Annotated in this window: 15 protein-coding genes; 9 read left to right on the top strand and 6 right to left on the bottom strand. The window is 63.2% G+C overall.

The genetic code is table 11. The annotated features are described in order from the left end of the window. The first annotated feature begins 5 nt into the window (after nt 1-5). Nucleotides 6-584: a hypothetical protein gene (locus HGK27_RS21645; protein WP_206244882.1), complete on the top strand. Its 579-nt coding sequence runs from the start codon at nt 6-8 to the stop codon at nt 582-584. 51 nt (nt 585-635) lie between these two features. Here the strand turns inward: HGK27_RS21645 and HGK27_RS21640 are convergent, their stop codons facing one another. Both HGK27_RS21640 and HGK27_RS21635 read right to left on the bottom strand, forming a co-directional pair. Continuing rightward, nucleotides 636-1,991: a transporter gene (locus tag HGK27_RS21640; RefSeq protein WP_206244881.1), complete on the bottom strand. Its 1,356-nt coding sequence runs from the start codon at nt 1,989-1,991 to the stop codon at nt 636-638. After that, nucleotides 1,984-2,514, bottom strand: coding sequence for a Crp/Fnr family transcriptional regulator (locus HGK27_RS21635; protein ID WP_241127723.1), 531 nt, complete (start codon nt 2,512-2,514; stop codon nt 1,984-1,986). Before HGK27_RS21635 ends, HGK27_RS21640 begins: the two co-directional genes overlap by 8 nt. A 411-nt stretch (nt 2,515-2,925) precedes the next feature. Here HGK27_RS21635 and HGK27_RS21630 point away from each other — a divergent pair, with 411 nt between their 5' ends. Beyond that, nucleotides 2,926-3,213: a helix-turn-helix domain-containing protein gene (locus HGK27_RS21630; RefSeq protein ID WP_241127721.1), complete on the top strand. Its 288-nt coding sequence runs from the start codon at nt 2,926-2,928 to the stop codon at nt 3,211-3,213. Between the two features lie 152 nt (nt 3,214-3,365). Here the strand turns inward: HGK27_RS21630 and HGK27_RS21625 are convergent, their stop codons facing one another. Both HGK27_RS21625 and HGK27_RS21620 read right to left on the bottom strand, forming a co-directional pair. Continuing rightward, nucleotides 3,366-4,436: an ankyrin repeat domain-containing protein gene (locus tag HGK27_RS21625; RefSeq protein WP_241127718.1), complete on the bottom strand. Its 1,071-nt coding sequence runs from the start codon at nt 4,434-4,436 to the stop codon at nt 3,366-3,368. Between the two features lie 143 nt (nt 4,437-4,579). Then, nucleotides 4,580-4,921 carry a VOC family protein gene (locus HGK27_RS21620; protein ID WP_206244878.1) on the bottom strand — a complete coding sequence of 114 codons (342 nt, stop codon included), beginning with the start codon at nt 4,919-4,921 and terminating at the stop codon, nt 4,580-4,582. Here HGK27_RS21620 and HGK27_RS31130 point away from each other — a divergent pair. Then, on the top strand, nt 4,903-5,304 hold the full coding sequence (locus HGK27_RS31130) for a hypothetical protein (RefSeq protein WP_241127716.1): 402 nt from the start codon (nt 4,903-4,905) through the stop codon (nt 5,302-5,304). The two genes, HGK27_RS21620 and HGK27_RS31130, sit on opposite strands and share 19 nt — an antisense overlap. A 111-nt stretch (nt 5,305-5,415) precedes the next feature. Here the strand turns inward: HGK27_RS31130 and HGK27_RS21610 are convergent, their stop codons facing one another. Beyond that, the gene (locus HGK27_RS21610) at nt 5,416-7,524 is read right to left on the bottom strand and encodes a beta-glucosidase (RefSeq protein ID WP_206244877.1); all 2,109 of its coding nucleotides are present in this window, start codon (nt 7,522-7,524) and stop codon (nt 5,416-5,418) included. A gap of 363 nt (nt 7,525-7,887) precedes the next feature. On the opposite strand from HGK27_RS21610, the gene HGK27_RS21605 reads away from it, so the two are divergent. The 3 genes from HGK27_RS21605 (at nt 7,888) to HGK27_RS21595 (ending at nt 13,126) form a co-directional block, all read left to right on the top strand. Next, nucleotides 7,888-10,290: a TonB-dependent receptor gene (locus HGK27_RS21605; protein ID WP_206244876.1), complete on the top strand. Its 2,403-nt coding sequence runs from the start codon at nt 7,888-7,890 to the stop codon at nt 10,288-10,290. Between the two features lie 74 nt (nt 10,291-10,364). Continuing rightward, complete coding sequence (locus HGK27_RS21600) at nt 10,365-11,753, top strand: DUF1593 domain-containing protein (protein WP_241127714.1); 1,389 nt, start codon at nt 10,365-10,367, stop codon at nt 11,751-11,753. Nucleotides 11,754-11,794: 41 nt separating this feature from the next. After that, nucleotides 11,795-13,126, top strand: a complete 1,332-nt coding sequence (locus HGK27_RS21595) for a spinster family MFS transporter (RefSeq protein ID WP_206244874.1) — start codon at nt 11,795-11,797, stop codon at nt 13,124-13,126. Between the two features lie 64 nt (nt 13,127-13,190). Here HGK27_RS21595 and HGK27_RS21590 read toward each other — a convergent pair whose 3' ends face one another. Beyond that, nucleotides 13,191-14,234 (bottom strand): LacI family DNA-binding transcriptional regulator, encoded by a 1,044-nt coding sequence (locus HGK27_RS21590; RefSeq protein ID WP_206244873.1) that lies wholly within the window; start codon nt 14,232-14,234, stop codon nt 13,191-13,193. Between the two features lie 200 nt (nt 14,235-14,434). Between HGK27_RS21590 and gtdA the strand changes: the two genes are divergently transcribed. The 3 genes from gtdA to maiA are packed head-to-tail and all read left to right on the top strand — an operon-like array spanning nt 14,435 to nt 16,794. Continuing rightward, the gene (gene gtdA, locus HGK27_RS21585; RefSeq protein ID WP_206244872.1) at nt 14,435-15,481 is read left to right on the top strand and encodes a gentisate 1,2-dioxygenase; all 1,047 of its coding nucleotides are present in this window, start codon (nt 14,435-14,437) and stop codon (nt 15,479-15,481) included. Nucleotide 15,482: 1 nt separating this feature from the next. Beyond that, a complete protein-coding gene (locus HGK27_RS21580) occupies nt 15,483-16,178 on the top strand; it encodes a fumarylacetoacetate hydrolase family protein (protein WP_206244871.1) in 696 nt (231 codons plus the stop codon). Next, the gene (gene maiA, locus HGK27_RS21575) at nt 16,171-16,794 is read left to right on the top strand and encodes a maleylacetoacetate isomerase (protein WP_206244870.1); all 624 of its coding nucleotides are present in this window, start codon (nt 16,171-16,173) and stop codon (nt 16,792-16,794) included. Before HGK27_RS21580 ends, maiA begins: the two co-directional genes overlap by 8 nt. Nucleotides 16,795-16,805: the final 11 nt, after the last annotated feature.

The raw sequence follows: 16,805 nt of genomic DNA, 5'->3' as shown, positions 1-16,805 counted from the left end.
GTGTCATGCGTTGGCTGATTAGCCTGGCTGCCCTCTTTGCCTGGCCCTCCGGATCGGCTCTGGCCGCGACGCCTTCAGTTGATGCCGCGCCAACGGAAGGGCCGCCGGCCTTTATGAACAAAAAGGGCCTGTCCGACGAAGATCTGGACATGCTGCGTGGCGGCTTCGAGCTTCAGGGTGTGAGCATTTCGCTTGGCGCGCAGCTCAACACCTATCTCAACGGGCAGCTTGTTCTGGCGACCACGCTGAACTGGACGACCGGAGGTAATGCGACCTCCAGCGTCGCGCTGACCCCGGCCAGCGAGGCGACCCTGCAGTCCGTGGTGACCTCGGGTGGCAGTTTCGGCATGGCGACGTCGGGCGGGCAGGCCTATATCACCAACAACGGGCAGACCCTGCTCTACCAGAACGCGACCAATGGGTTGCAGAACGTTCTGGTCAACACCGCGTCGGGGGTGAATGCCACCCAGACGATCAACGCGACCGTGGGGATCGCCGGCTATGCCGGCTACAGCAGCGCCAACCTTGCCGCCAGCCTCGGACGGACATTGGGGGCTGCGGTGGGGATTGCGGGCATCCATTGACCGCAATCCCCTGCGCGCAACCCCCTGAAGCGCAATCTGAAGCGCAATGCCTCAAAAGCTGAACGGAACGCGAAGGGTCACGTTGAGGTTGGGTGCATCGGGTGTGACGCCGAACTGAAAGTTCAGATTCACCGATGTCTTGCTGTTCAGGCGGTAAGACATGCCCATGTCCAGCGTGCCGATCTGCTGGCCGGTCGAATATTCCGGTCCGCCACCGATGTAGGTCATCGTCGGCATGATGTAGCTGTGGCTGTATCCCAGAGAGAAAGAGAAGCGGGGATTGAGCGAAAATCCGAAGCCGATGTTGCCCAGAATGGCTTCCCCGGGGCGAACCTCCTGAACGAGCGACCCGCCGACATCCTTGTTCAGATTCCGCTTGAACTGATGGAGGTAGTTCAAGCTGCCATAAATGACGACCGGATCGGACGGCAGCAGGAAGCTCACCCCCGGCTCGACGCCCCAGAAGCCGGAACCGGTCGCCAGGCCGGTGGCGATGCCAAAACTGTCATAGCCGACATCATAGGGGCCAATGCCCGTGTTGCTCTTGACGTGAAGGCTGAGAATCCAGATCGGCTTGTCCGGCGCGGTTGCCGGATTAAGCTGATAACGCAGCCCGAATTCCACATCGCCCAGCGCATATTGCCGCAAATCCAGCGTGCGGACGATTTGCTCATCGCGCTGTTGCACCACCTGAATATTGTCATGACGGTACAGCATCGGCACCGTGACTTCGACCTCGAAGCGGCTGTTGATGCCATAGCGGAAGGTGGGTGAGAAGAAGAACGTATCGCGCTGGGCCGTCTGTGCGCTGATGGCGCCCAATTGCAGGCCCGGGATCAGCTCGATGCCGCTGAAGGTCAGGCGATTGTTCGCCGATGCCGCATATTCGAACGTCGGCTCGATCGAGAAATGGCCTGACGGGGTCAGCACGCCCTGTCCGGGCGGAATGGAGGCGGTGCGGGTGTTGAGCGTGTGGCTGTCATCGGGCGCCGGAGCCTGACCCACGGTGGGCTGCCCCGGGGTCGCTTGCCCTGTGGTCGCCTGCTGATCACCACCCATGGCGCGCTGTTCAAGAAGCGCGACCTGCTCGGGCGACGCAACCGGATCGGTCGATATGACGCTGGTGCTTGCAGTGGTGGTGGTAGTGTTGTTTGCGGCGTTCAGGCGGGCTTCCAGCGCATGGATCTCTCGCTCCTGCGCATCAAGCATGGCGCGTTGCTCATCGAGTTTCGCGCGCAATTCCGCGATATCGCCCACCGTCAGGGTTGAACGAGCGGTCGAGGCGGTCGGCAGATGATCCGATGTCGGCTCCAGAGGCGGGTCGGCATCGGCGGCGCGGGCTGAACCGATCAGGGCGGGCAAAGCCGCTGCGCTCGCCAGCGCGATCACCAGTCGATGTTTACGCATGGGAAATCTCCGGCTCGCGATTGAGGGGATTGTGGCTGGCGTCACCTTGGGTCACCTGTGTCAGGGATGCGCGATCCATGATCTCGATCCTGCCGCGGGGGCGGCGCTTGATCGCACCCCGCCGTTCCAGTTCCGCCAGCGCGCGGCTGATCGTCGGTTCGGTGGTGCCAAGGAAATCGGCAATGTCGGAGCGGGCCATGGGGAAATGAAAGCATTCCCCCATGCCGCGATCGGCCAGATCGACCAGAAAGGCCGCGATCCGCTCTGGCACAGAGCGAAAGGTTGTCAGCAGATGGTCACTGCGCACGCGCTTCAACTGCCGGGCCATCGCCGCGAACAGTCTGGCATTGGCCGCCGGGGCATTGGTGGGAAACAGCGAGATCACGCAGTCGGTCAGCGCCTCCGAGGTGACGCTGTATCGCTCGATCTCCACACCAAAGGCCTCGCCGGGCAGGCGAAAGCCTGTAAGCCGCCGGTCCCCGTCGATCGAGATCTTGCATTCGGCCACGATTCCCGTCGTCACCACGGCCCAATGTGTTGCGCGAGAGCCGGCAAGAAAAATCGTACTGTGCCGGTCAACACGTGTCAGTGTTGAAATGGACTTCTCCATATCCGCTGCCCCTCCGACCGAGAATCGGTCATGCCGAAGGGAAGGCTATGCGTCTGCCTGCGAATCTACCACGGGAACGAATCGCACGGAAATTCCGCCATGCATATTTTGCAACGCGCAATTTGAGCAATTTCAACGATATGGTTAAAACTACTTAACTGTATCTTTTGTTCTAGGAACGTGTTACCACCTAAGTTGTTACTCCGATTGACCGCGCGCCATTTCATGTAACGGGAATGGATCTGCGCCTCTGGATTCACCACAAGACGACCGATCATCGATTTTTTGAATCGATTATTTGGTTAATACTAATTGAGGGGGTGGATGATGATCGTATCTCAACTGCTGGATGCGCAACCGCATCTGACGACGAGGGAGTGCGAAATTCTCGAATGCGTTGCATTGGGGATGTCCGCGAAGGAAATTGCCCGGCATGTCAGTCTGGCGCCCCGCACTGTGGAGCGTTATATTGAAAACATGCGGCTGAAGATGCACGCCAGAAACAGCGCGCATATGGTTGCTTGCGGCGTCTTCTATGGCGTTATCAATGTGCCGTCTGATATCGCACCCTATACGGCCCTGTCAGTTCCTTCGTCACAGATCCGCGGTTAAGAGGTCTTCTGGTTTCGTCTTTGTAATTAAGGGGCGAAGATGAAGCCAAGAACCTCCTTGCAGGCTGGGCGCGGATTGAATGGAAGCAGCCCGGCCATGGGCTCTAGGCCATTGGGCTGGCTTTGCGCCAGCGGTTGCCGCAGCGCAGGACGCTATCTGGTATAGGCCGGGGTTGGCAGCGTCTGAGGCTTGGGATTGCGGGCGACCCATTCCACGGCAAGGCGGCATAGTTCGGCAGGATCGCCTCGCTGCAGCTTGATCTCCGCAACAGTCTGAGCCGCAGCCTTCATGTCCGCCGTTGAAAGCGCGTTGCCAGAGCTGAGATGTGCCAAAATGGCATCGGCCATCTTGCGATAATCTCCATCCCAGTTCGCGCCGCCATTGCGTTTCAATTCGTCACTGATCCGCCCGGAGATGCGGATCACCTCGCCCTGGATCGTGGCGGCCGCGCCGCTTGACGGCACCAGCAGCTCCCAAAGCTCACGATGCCGATCCTGCCAGGTCGCGGCCTTGGCCGTGATCGCTGACGTGCCATCATGCATGGCCCGGCGCGGCACCGGCGGCACATCGAACAAGGAATATAGCCGATCGAGCGCGTCACTCGCGGCCTTCACGCTGTCCGGATTGAAGCCGGCGCGATGGAACTCGAAATTGCCGCCAAGCCGCGTCACCTGCTCCTGCATGGCCTGAGAGACGGGCGAGGCTCGTTTTGCCTTGGCCCCCAGCAGGCGACCGAGCATGGACGGCCTGACTTCAGGCGCGGTCATGGCTTTCAACAGCAGCTCCGCCATGGGCGCCATGCGTTCCAGAGTGGCATTGCTGCAGCGCTGAAGGGCAAACAGCAGGGGAGTCTGCCCGGCGGCATTGGTGGCATCGGCGTTAGCGCCATGCTCCAGCAGCGCACGGGCCGTCCGCAGATTGCCGACCGCCGCTGCACGGTGCAACGGTGTTCCGCGTCCTCCGGCATGATGGTTCACATCGGCGCCCAGTTCGATCAACAGGCTGACATCGCCCTGCCAATGCCCGGCGCGGGCATGCAGCGGCGTTTCGCCATACTGATCCCCCGCGTTGAGATCGGCGCCCTGGCTCACCAGCCAGCGGGTAAGCTCATCGGGGCACGTGTGAAAGGCCAGCGCGGTTTGCTTGAACGCGCCGCCGCGTGCGTCCGGGCTGCAAAGCTCGAAAACAGCCTTCAAGGCCTCGATGTCGGCTTGTGCCAGCATCGCCTCGAAATCTTTCGGCAATGTTTTTCGCTTGGGTTTTGCCATAACAAGACCATCAACGTTTTGGGCGTGGGACTGTCTACTTTACCCCTGCACATTGGCAGGCCATGAATTCGCAGGCAACAACCCAGGCACTTCCTGCCTCACCTTCGGCTGGATATCTGGATGGGATTGCCATCGGGATCTTGACCATCGCACATATTGAAGGTTCCGGCCGATTTGATCGGCCCAAGCGTCGCGACGCCCTTCCGGATCAGGCTGGCCCGCGCGGCCGCCACGTCAGCGGCATAAAAGCTCAGCTTGGGAGGTCGGTTGCCGGGCTTGGAGGCGCCGGCATGGATGGCAAGCGAGCAGCCTCCCGCGTTCAGTTCGACCCATCCCTGCTCGGTCCGGATCACGGGCAAGCCCAGCATATCCTGATAGAACTGCGCCAGCCGCTGCACATCGGCCGAAAAGAGAATGATGCGTGCGAGCTGACATTGCATGGGGCCGCCTCCTTTGCCTGCCGCCCACCCCCGAGGTTTTTATTTTATTTTGCAACCCTTGCACCAGCCATGGCCGCACGCCGCTCACCGGCTTCACCCCGGCGAGCATTCACGCTACCAGCGCTTTCATGACCGCGATTGATGTGACACCGCTCGAACGCGCCGCGCGCGCCATGTATGACAATGTCCAGCCCGATTGGGACTGGAGCGATCCTGATGCCGAGCCGATGCGCAAACTGTATCGAGACAATGCCCGCGTGGCCTTCATGGCCGTGATGGAGCCGAGCGCCGCCATGATCCGCAAGGGCGACAGCAAGCTTGAAGGGGCAGACAGTCTGACGGTCTGGCAGGCCATGCTCGCCGCCATGCTGCAAGGCGAATAGGGGCAACCTGCTCGCTAAGGCATCGAAGCCTGATGCATAAAAGGGGGCCGCACGGTTAAGGTGCGCGCCCCCTTTATTGGCTGTGTGATGACCGTCAGCTTTGTTGCGGCCTCAGCCTTGCACAGCTGGAACCCGAACCTTGGTGCTGAGCACCTGCGCCGAACTGCCGCCGACGAAGACGCGATAGTTGCCGCTCTCCAACCGCCAGTGGGCTCCATCACGCCAGCGCAGGCTGTCCAGCGGCACGCTGAAGCGCACCACCTTCATCTCGCCGGGCGCCAGTGCCACGCGGGCAAAGCCCTTGAGCTGCTTGGGCGCGCGCTCCGCCTCCACGCCCGGGGCGCCGATGTAGCATTGGGCAACGTCCTCACCCGCCAGCGTGCCGGTGTTGGTGACGGCAGCGGTAACCTCGATGCTCTGCGCGCCCAGCCTTGCGGTGATCGCGCGATAGTCGAAGCTGGTGTAGCACAGGCCATGGCCGAAGGCATAGCGCGGCGTGTTTCCGTCGCGCTCCAGCTTGGTATAGCCGTGCCACAGATCATAGGTGATTTCGTCGGCGTCGCGGTCGAAGAAGGGGTAGTGATCCGTGTTGCGCGCCACCGAGAAGGGCAGCTTGCCCGAAGGATTGACCAGGCCCAGCAGCACCTGCGCCAGCGCGGTGCCGCCTTCCATCCCGGCGTAGAAGCTCATGAGGATGGCGTTCACCTCTTCGCGCCATGCCTCAACCATCACCGCTGAACCGGCGACAATCGCTACCACCACCGGCTTGCCCGAGGCGACGGCAGCACGGATCAGCGCCACCTGATCCTCGGGCAGGCCCAGCGAGACGCGGTCACCGCCGATCGGCACGGGCGAGAGGCTGGGGCGGCCCGGCACCTTCTTCTGGTCGGCGCCAAGGGCGATGTCGCCCATAATGTATTCGCCTTCCTCCTTGGCGGTGTAGCCCACCACCACCAGCGCCACATCGGCCTGAGCGGCCACGGCGGTGGCGTTCGCCAGATCCTCTTCATCGGCCTGGGTGATGGCGTCCTCGCCCAGCAGGCGCTGCAGGCCCTGCAAAGGCGTGACGACATAGGAGGGGCGCACGCGGCTGGAGCCATTGTCGCCAGTGTTCTCCATCGCGGCGAGGCGGCCCAGCACGGCGATCTTCGCGGTTTTGGCCAGAGGCAGTGTGCCGTCATTCTCCAGCAGCACGGCGCATTTTTGCGCGGCTTCCAGCGCGAGGGCGCGATGCGCTTCGCTGGCGATGAGCTCAGGGCCATAGGCGGGCAGGGGGTCTTGCCTTGCGGCAAAGCGCAATTGCGTGCGCAGGATGCGGCGGCAGGCGCGGTCGATCACTTCGGGTTCGACGGTGCCTTCGTTCACAGCCGCGACCAGCTTTTCGCCGAAGACCAGCGGTTCGGGGTTCTCGATGTCGAGACCGGCAGAGGCGCCATAGACTTTATGGACGCCGCGCACCCAGTCGGAATGGACGAATCCTTCGAACTTCCATTCATCGCGCAGAATATCGGTCAGAAGCACGCGATCCTGACCGGTGAATTCGCCATTGACCTTGTTGTAGGCGCTCATCACCGAGGCGATGCCGGCATCGAGGCAATGTTTGAAATGCGGCAGATAGACTTCGTGAAGCGCGCGCTCGTCGGCCTTCACATTGACCTTGAAGCGGGCATTCTCCATAGAATTCAGCGCGAAATGCTTGACCGTGCCGATGACATTATGCGTCTGAATGCCGGTGCCCATGGCCGCGCCCATCACGCCGAGGTGATAGCTATCCTCGCCATAGGTTTCCTGAGCGCGACCCCAGGCCGGGTGGCGCAGCAGATTGATGCAGACCGCACCCGAGAAATTGCAGCCCTGAGCGCGGGCTTCCACGCCCATCGCTTCGCCGATGCGCAGTTCCAGATCGGCGTCGAAGGTGGCGCCGCGTGCCATGGTGCAGGGGAAGCAGGTGGAATTGCCGCGCGTCACGCCGCGCGGGCCATCGGTGAACCACAAAGGCTCCAGCCCAAGGCGCTCATTGCCGCTGCCCGCGCGATAGGGGCGGGCACCCCAGACGCGGTCATCCTCCTGCAAAGCCTGGAAAAAACCGGTGCCCGACATCATGGCAACCTTCTCTTCCAGCGACATTTGCGCGATCAGCGATTCGACTTGCGTGTCGATATCCGCCTGCTGCGGCTCATCGGCGCGGACGGGCCGTTCGCTGGTGGTGGAGCCGGTCATTCTCAATCCCCTCGAATCGCTCATGCAGGGCCTGCGGGCCTCTGATCTTTCGTGATTAGCGCTAAACTAAACTTTAGGCCCTGTCGAGAGGGGCGCTTGCATGCTGATCTCACGGGGAATTGAGGATTTCCGAGAGAATGCAGGGAAAACAGGCGAAGGGCTATGTGGCGATGCAGCATATTTTCCGGCCTTGACAGCGCTCCGGAAACGCGCGAAATGCGGCTCAACGGTATAGCGCTAATCCAAATTGGATGCGAAAAGCGAAGCCGAAAAGCACAGTTTGAGGCCTTGGGAGAGGCTTATGGGATTGGCCTGAGGGTCTCCGTCATTCTCTCCCAATGCCTCCGAGGGAGGTATAATCGCATGAAGAATCGGGTCGTCTCCAACCATCTCGCCTGCCTTGCCAGCGTTCTGGCCATGGTCGCCGCCGCGCCGGCGCTCGCCCAAACCGCGCCTGCGCCCGCCGCCGAGCCTGCCGCCGCTGCCGCAGAGCCCGCCCCCGGCGATATCGTGGTCACCGCCAACAAGCGCGCAGAGCGCCTTGTTTCGGTGCCCGTCGCTGTCACCGCCGTGTCGAACCAGACGCTCAGCCGCCTGCAGATCAACGACACCGCCAGCCTGACGCGAGCCGTGCCCTCGCTCAGCTTCCAGGCGGGCAACGGCCCGGGCAACTCCAGCTTCCGCATTCGCGGCGTCGGTACGCAGCTCTTCAGCTATGGCGTTGAATCCGCCGTGGCCGTCGTGGTCGATGGCGTGGTCGCCCCGCGTCAGGTGCAGGGCTTTGCTGATCTGGCCGATATGGAGCGCATCGAAGTGCTGCGCGGTCCTCAGGGCACGCTGTTCGGCAAGAACGCCACCGCCGGCGTGATCAACATCGTCACCGAAGCGCCGACCAACCATCTGACCGGGCACTTTGACGCCACCATCGCCGAAAAGGGCGAGTATCGTATCAAGGGTTCGGTCTCCGGCCCGATCACTGACAATCTGAAGGCCCGTGTCAGCGGCTATTACAACGATGTTGGCGGCTTCATCTACAATGCCAATACGGGCAAGATGGAGAACGGCTACAAGAGCTGGGGCGTGCGCGGCAAGCTGCAGTGGGATGCCACCAGTAACCTGACCTTCAAGCTGCTGGCCGATATTGCCAAGAACAACGCCGATTGCTGCTCGCGCGTGCCGGTGTCGATCACCACGCCTGCAGTGCAGACGCTGCTGGGCGGCATCAATGCCTCGCCCACGAACCGCACGGTGTCGAATGACGATGCCAGCTTCTACAAGACCAACACCAACATCGTCTCGCTGCAGGGCGATCTGAATCTGGGCGCGGCGACGATCACCTCGATCACCGCCTTCCAGCGTTTCACCGACACCGACAATTTCGAGCCCGACCAGATCGCCTCGATCCCCAATCGTTATGTCGGCAGCTCGGCCTATTCCGCGTGGAACAACAACCTCAACCACGTTGCCTACAGCAACTGGTCGCAGGAACTGCGCATCGGTTCGAATGGCAACAGCGACTTCACCTATGTCGCTGGCGTGTTCTACAACCACATCAACCTCAACCGTCAGCAGTCGCGCACACGCTATACCTGCTCGGCGGGGGCTTCGATTGGCAGCGCCTGCACCGGCACCTCGGTCTCGCAGTCGGCGGGGATGCAGGGTTCTTACGCTGGCGACAACATCGCCGGTTTCGGCCAGATCGACTGGCGCGCCATTGGCAAGCTGCATGTCATCGCGGGCCTGCGCGAGCAGTATGAAACCCAGAGCGTCACGGGCAGCAACTATGGCGCCCTGACCTCAACCGATGTGACCTTCCCCGGCTCGGTGATCTCCAGCGGCACGACGCATCGCAGCGGCAGCGCGCTGACCGGCAAGGCGGGCCTGCGTTACGAGTTCAACCGCAACCTGCAGGCCTATGGCAGCTACACCCGTGGCTATAAGGCCTTCGCGCTGGACATCGACATCGGCACCAACTTCGCCACCCAGACCGGTCTGGCGCCCGAACATGTCAACGCCTACGAACTCGGCCTGAAGTGGCAGGCGCCCGGCGGAAAGTTCGACATCAACACCGCAGTCTTCCGCAGCGATTTCACCAATCTTCAGGTGCAGGCGCTGGTGACGGATGTTGTGAACAATTCCTTCAACACCGTGCTGGCCAATGCGGGCAAGTCGCGCTCGCAGGGCTTTGAGGTCGAGGCCAACTTCCGCCCTGACGATCACTTCTCGCTGGCCGCCAACTTCACCTATCTGGACGCCACGATCGACGTGCCCGGCCAGACCTGCGGCATCCAGCAGCAGACCGGCCTGACGACCTACACCTCGAACTTCCCCAGCAACACCTGCTACATCAAGAAGACCGGCAGCACGACCTCGGGCGCGATCATCGATGTGGTCGGCGGCCAGCTGCCTGCAACGCCGAAGTATCGTGTGGGCTTCACGCCGCGCTGGGAGCATGAGATCGGCAATCTGACCGGCTCGATCATGATGCCGATCAACTATCAGAGCGCCACCAGCCTGTCGCTGAACCAGGACCCGCTGCTGCAGCAGAAGGCCTATACGCTGGTTGATCTGACTCTGGGTCTGGCCGGGCCGGACAAGCGCTGGAACGTCAGCTTCTTCATCCGCAACCTGTTTAACCAGAACTACTACAGCCAGCTGAACCACGGCACCATTCTGGCCACCACCACCAATGCGACCGACCTGTGGGCCAACGTCAACAAGGACTCGCGTCGTTACGTGGGCGGCACGATCGGTTACCGCTTCTGATGATACGGGGTTCTTCCCTGCCCCGTATCTCTTCCTCGCGCGTCGGGCTCCCTCGCCCGGCGCGTGTTTGGCTTGTGGCTGCGCTGATGGCGCTGGGCTTGCCCTTGGTGACGCCCGTACAGGCGGCTCCCACGCCGGTGCGGGCCGATCCGGCTCCTGCTAAACCGCGCATCATCGTGCTGAGCGATATCGGCAATGAGCCCGATGATTCTGAAAGCCTTGTGCGCTTTCTGCTCTACGCGAACGAATTTGATGTCGAAGGTCTGATCGCCACCACCTCGACATGGCAGCGCGACAAGGTACGCCCGGACCTGATGCTGGAACGCATCGCCGGTTACGCGCAAGTGCGCGACAATCTGACGCATCATGCCCAAGGCTACCCCGCCGCCGAAGCCCTGCGCGCAAAAGTGATCGCGGGCGCGCCGCTCTATGGCATGGCGGGCGTGGGGCAGGGGCATGACACCGCCGCCTCCCGCGCGATCATCGCCGCCGCCGACAAGCCCGATGCCCGCCCGGTCTGGGTGCTGTGCTGGGGCGGGGCGGTCGATCTGGCGCAGGCTTTGTGGTCGGTGCGCGCCACCCGCAGCCCGGAACAGGTGAAGCAGTTCATCGCCAAGCTGCGCGTCTATTCCATCTCCGATCAGGACGATGCCGGGCCATGGGCGCGGCAGCAATTCCCGCAACTGTTCTGGATCGCCAGCATCCATGGCTGGGGTCAGTACAATATGGCGGCATGGTCGGGCATCTCCGGAGACCGCCGCACCGCCGAACGCTGGCCCGACCGCGAGACGGTGCAGGACCCATGGCTCTCTGCCAATATCCGGCGCGGGCCCTTGGGCAGCCTCTATCCGCTGCCCGCCTTTATCATGGAAGGTGACACGCCCGCTTTCCTGTACCTGATCCCCAACGGCCTCTCCGATCCCGAGCATCCCGAATGGGGCAGCTGGGGCGGGCGCTATATGGCGCAGTCGCCGGGCATAGGCCTCTATGCCGACACCAAGGATATCTTCGAGCGTGACGGCACGCTGTTCTCGGGCAATCAGGCGAGCGTCTATCGCTGGCGCGGCACCTTCCAGAACGACTTTGCCGCCCGCATCGGCTGGACCCTCACGCCCGATCCCAAACAGGCCAACCACGCGCCGCTGGCCGTGGTGCAGGGGCAGGCGAGGCGCGGGATTCTCCACCTCACCGCCAAAAGCGGCGAGACCATCACGCTGGACGCCAGCGCCTCGCGCGATCCCGATGGCAACCCCATCCACGCCCATTGGTGGCAATATCGCGAGGTCGGCGGCATTCCGCCCCAGCCTCCGGTCACCTTCGACAGTGCCGATGCCCTGACCACGCAGGCCACCATGCCCGCCGTGAGCAAACCCGCCACGCTGCACATCATTCTGGAGGTGTCCGACAATGGCACCCCCGCGCTCACCAGCTATCGCCGCCTTATCGTGGATGTTCAGCCCTGAACGCTCTACGGTGATGCCTTACCCTCTCACAGGAAGCCTCGATGCCTGAACCCGTCTCTGCCTCTGAAAAGCCCTGGCCATCGCCGGGCCGCGCCTGGTGGGTGGCCATCGTGCTGATGCTGGCCAACACGCTGGCCTTTGTCGACCGGCAGGCGCTGGCGCTGCTGGTGCAGCCGATCAAGAAGGATCTGGCCATTTCGGACACGGCGATCAGCCTGCTCTATGGCCTGTCCTTCACGCTGTTCTATGTTGCCGTAGGCCTGCCCATCGCGCGCATCGCCGACCGGTCGAACCGCCGCAACATCGTGGCGGGCGCGATTCTGGTGTGGAGCGTGGCGACCAGCCTTTGCGGCTTCGCGCGCAGCTTCTCCAGCCTGTTTGCCGCGCGCATCGGCGTGGGCGCGGGCGAGGGCGGGCTGACGCCTGCGGCCTATTCGCTGCTCTCCGACTATTTCCCCAAGAGCCGCCTGCCGCTGGCGATGGGCATCTATCAGATCGGCATTTACCTCGGCAGCGCCTCGGCTCTGGTGATCGGCGGGGTGATCTTCGCCCATCTGCCGCCGGGCGGTACGGTGATGGTGCCGCTCGCGGGCGCGATGAAGGGTTGGCAGCTGGTGTTCCTGCTGCTGGGCATCCCCGGCCTGCTGCTCACGCTGGTGACGCTGACCCTGCGCGAACCGGCCCGTCGCGGCGAGGCTGGCGACAAGACTGCCGCTCAGGACAGCGTGCCGCTCTCGCAGTTCTTCGCCCATGTCGGCGCGCGGGCGAAGGCCTATGTGGGCATCATGCTGGGCTTTGCGCTGATGGTGCTGGTGGGCAATGGCACGGCGGTGTGGATCCCTGCTTTCCTTGAGCGCTCCTATGGCTGGACCACGGCTCAGGTCGGCAGCCTGTATGGCCCGGTGGTCTTTGTCTGCGGCACGTCTGGCGCGCTGGCGGGCGGTCTGGTGGCCAGCTGGCTGCGCAAGCGCGGGCTGGCGCATGGCAATCTGCAGGCCTCAATGATCGGCTTTGTCGCGCTGGTGCCCGTCACCATCGCCTTCCCGCTGATGCCCACGGCGGGCATGGCGCTGGTGCTGATCGGGCTGATGAACTTTCTGGCCGGTTTCAACTTCGGCGGCGGTCTGGCGACGCTTCAGGAGCTGACGCCCAACCGCATGCGCGCGCTGATGTCGGCGGCCTATATGCTCACGATCAATCTGATCGGTGCGGCGCTTGGTCCCACGGCGATTGCGCTGGTGACCGACTATGTGTTCCACGATCCCAAGGCGCTGCACTACGCGATTTCGATCGTCTGCGCCGTGGCCTCGCCGCTGTCTGTGGTGCTGCTGTGGATGGGTATGAAAGATTATCGCCGGATTATTGCCCTTTAATCACAAAAATGAAGGGTGAGCCGGCTCGGCCGGGAGGTTTCTGCCTCCCGGCCGAACGCTTGTTTCAGGCGCTTTCGCGCAGCACGATCGTATAGGGCACCCATTGCGAGAGGGGCGCCTTGGCTGTCCCGTCATCCTCGCGGTGGCGCTGGATCAGCCAGTCGGTGGCCTGCGCCGCCATCAGGTCGACATCCTGACGCACGGTGGTGAGTGGTGGCCAGATCTTTACCGCGATGGGCGCATCGTCGAAGCCCGCCACGGCCACATTCTGCGGGATGCTCAGCCCCCGGCGATGGGCGCTCAGGATCACGCCCGCAGCCATATCGTCATTGCTGGCGAAGATGGCATCGGGCGGTTCAGGCAGATCGAGCAGGGCGGAGCCGGCGCTGAGGCCCGATTCAAAGCTGAAATCGCCCATAGCGATCAGCGCCGGATCGATGCCGATGCCGCGCGCCGCCAGCGCCGCGCCATAGCCCTCGAAACGCGCCTTGCTGCCCGAGTGGATCGAGGCGCCCATCACAAAGCCGATCCGCTTGTAGCCCCGGTCGAGCAGATGCTCGGTCATGGCCTGCGCTGCGGCTTTTTCATCGACGCCCACCGTGTCCATATCCGCCAGCCCGCGCCCGCAGGCGATGGCCGCCATCGGCACATTCAGCTTGGCCAGCGCCGCGCTGCCCGAGAGCAACTCATTGTAGGGCGGGGCGAAAAGGATGGCATTGGCCCCACTGCGCACGAGGCCCGAAACGGCCTCCATGGCGGCGGCGGCTGAAAGGTCGTCGCATTTGCGGATGATGATCTGCACGCCTGCCCGCGCGGCGGCGTTCAGCGCGCCGACCAGCATGGCCGAGAGGAACGCATTCTGCGCATTGCGATAGACGATGCCGATCCGCGTGCTGCGCGCCGAGGCCAGCGAGCGCGCAGCGGCATTGGGCACATAGCCCAGTTCCTCCACCGCCTTCATCACGGCGGCGCGGGTCGCTTCGCGCACGGCTTTCGTGCCGTTGAGCACATGCGACACCGTCATCGGCGAAACGCCTGCCGCATCGGCCACCGAAGAGATGGTGACCGCCTGGCGGGATCTTCGTGAAGAGCGCGTAACTGTGGCCATTCGTCATCCTGTTGTGCGGTAGCCCTTCACCGGCTTTCCGCGTCACGTCCTGCGCTAAATGAAGCGGGCGGGGGGTGGCAAGAGCTGTTCTGGTATAGCGCTACAATTTTTTGGTTGCGCGGGGGGCGTGGTTGCTCCACATGAAGCTGCGCGCAGCCCCAAGAGCCTGCCCGAGTCAAAGAGATTAGAGGATCGACGAGATGGCACTTGCCAACGACCAGAGGTCGCAACTCGAAGCGCTTTATGCCGAAATGGCGCCCGCCAATCTGACGCCCTTGTGGGAACTGCTGGCGGGGCTGGTGAAGCCGCAGCCCAACTCGCCCGCCCATGTTCATCGCTGGAATTACGATCAGGCGCGCGACTATCTGATGCGCGCCGGCGATCTGATCAGCGCCGAACAGGCCGAGCGCCGCGTGCTGATCCTTGAGAACCCCGGTCTGGAAGGCCAGTCGGCCATCGTGCCCAGCCTCTATGCCGGGCTCCAGCTGATCCTGCCGGGCGAGATCGCCCCCTGCCACCGCCACAGCCAATGCGCGCTGCGCTTCGTGATGGAGGGCGATGGCGCTTTTACCGCGCTCGATGGCGAAAAGGCGATCATGCGCCAGTACGATCTGGTGCTGACGCCGGGCGGCCAGTGGCACGATCACGGCAACACCACCGACAGGCCGATGATCTGGCTCGATGGTCTGGATATCCCCACCGTCCGCCTGTTCGACGCGCAGTTTGCCGAGCATTTCGACGGCAAGGCCTTCCCCGAAAGCGCTCCCGCTGGCGACACGCAGGCCCGCTATGGCCACAACATGCGCCCGATGCGCGGCACGGCGGCGGATCGTCGCCCCGCGCATCAGCCCTTGTTCCACTACCCTTACGCCCAGTGGCGTCCGGCGCTGGACGCCATGGCCAAGAGCGCCGAGGTCGACCCCCATGTCGGCCATGCGCTGGAGTTCACCAATCCGGCCGATGGTGGCTCGATCATGCCGACGATCTCGGCCCATGTCCGCCTGATCCCCGCCGGTTTCGAGACCAAGGCCCGCCGCTCCAGCGATGGCACGATCTTTGTCGTGTGCGAGGGGCTAGGCACCGTCATCATCGATGGCGAGGACATCCAGCTCTCCGAACGCGACACCTTCTGCGTGCCTTCGTGGAAGGAAGTGCGTTTCTCTGCCGACACCGATCTCGTGCTGTTTGCCTATTCCGACAAGGCCAGCCAGGAAAAGCTCAACCTCTACCGCGAATGGAACGCCTGATATGACCCTCTTCACGCTGCCCGCCCCGATTGTGGCCAAGACCTCCGACGGCAATGAGTTCCCCGTGCGCCGCCTGTTCTGCATTGGCCGCAACTATGCCGCCCATGCCCGCGAAATGGGCAAGGACCCGACGCGTGAGGCGCCCTTCTTCTTCACCAAATGGGCCGAGACGGTTGTGCCCAGCGGCACCACCATCGCCTATCCGCCGGAAACCGCGAACTTCCACTATGAAGCCGAACTGGTGCTGGCCATCGGCAAGGGCGGTCGCAACATCACCGAAGAGAACGCCACCGACCATATCTATGGCTATGCCACCGGTCTGGACATGACGCGCCGCGATCTGCAGTTCGAAGCGCGCGACAAGGGCCGCCCCTGGAGCACCGGCAAGAATGTCGAGCAGTCCAGCCCGCTGGGCCTGATCCATCCGCAGAGCGAAACCGGCGTGCTGGAAAGCGGCAGCATCAAGCTGACCGTCAATGGCGAAACCAAGCAGGACGCCGATCTGGCCGATCTGATCTGGGACGTGAAGGAAGTAATCGCTTACGTCTCGCGCTTCTACCGTCTGGAGCCGGGCGATCTGATCTACACCGGCACACCCGCTGGCGTGGGCGCGGTGGTGTCGGGCGATGTGATCAACGTCTCGATTGCCGGTCTGACCGACTGCACCGTCACCGTTGGCCCGGTGGCCAATGACTAAGCTGCACGGCTTCTTCCGTTCGGGCGCATCCTACCGGGTGCGCGTGGCGCTGGCGTTGAAGGGCATCGACTATGACGGTGCCTTTTACCGCCTGCGTGCGGGCGAGCAGCGCGCTCCGGCCTATCTGGCGCTCAACCCGCAGGGTCTGGTGCCCGCGCTGGAGATCGACGGCGTGGTGCTGACCCAGAGTCTGGCCATCTGCGAATATCTCGACGAGACGCATGATGGCCCGAAGCTGCTGCCGGAAGACGCCGTGATGCGCGCCCGCGTGCGCGCGGCGGCGCAGGTCATCGCCTGCGACACCCATCCGATCCAGAACCTGAAGGTGCTGGGCCGGATCAAGGCGCTGGGCCATGACGAGAACGCCTGGGCCGCTCAGGTGATCGAGGAAGGCTTCGACGCTTACGACACGCTGATCGCGCCCTATGCTGGCCAGTTCAGCTTCGGCGATACGGTGTCTCTGGCCGACCTCTGCCTGATCCCGCAACTGGTCAATGCGCGCCGCTTTGGTGTGGATGTCCAGCGCTGGCCGCGCCTGCTGGCGGTGGAAGCGGCATGCCTTGCGCATCCCGCCTTTATCGCCGCCAATCCGGCCACCCAGCCCGACGCGGAATAACCCACCCGAAA

The organism is Novosphingobium terrae (assembly GCF_017163935.1).
Classification (GTDB): Bacteria; Pseudomonadota; Alphaproteobacteria; order Sphingomonadales; family Sphingomonadaceae; genus Novosphingobium; species Novosphingobium terrae.
This window is presented reverse-complemented; position numbering and strand designations above follow the sequence as displayed.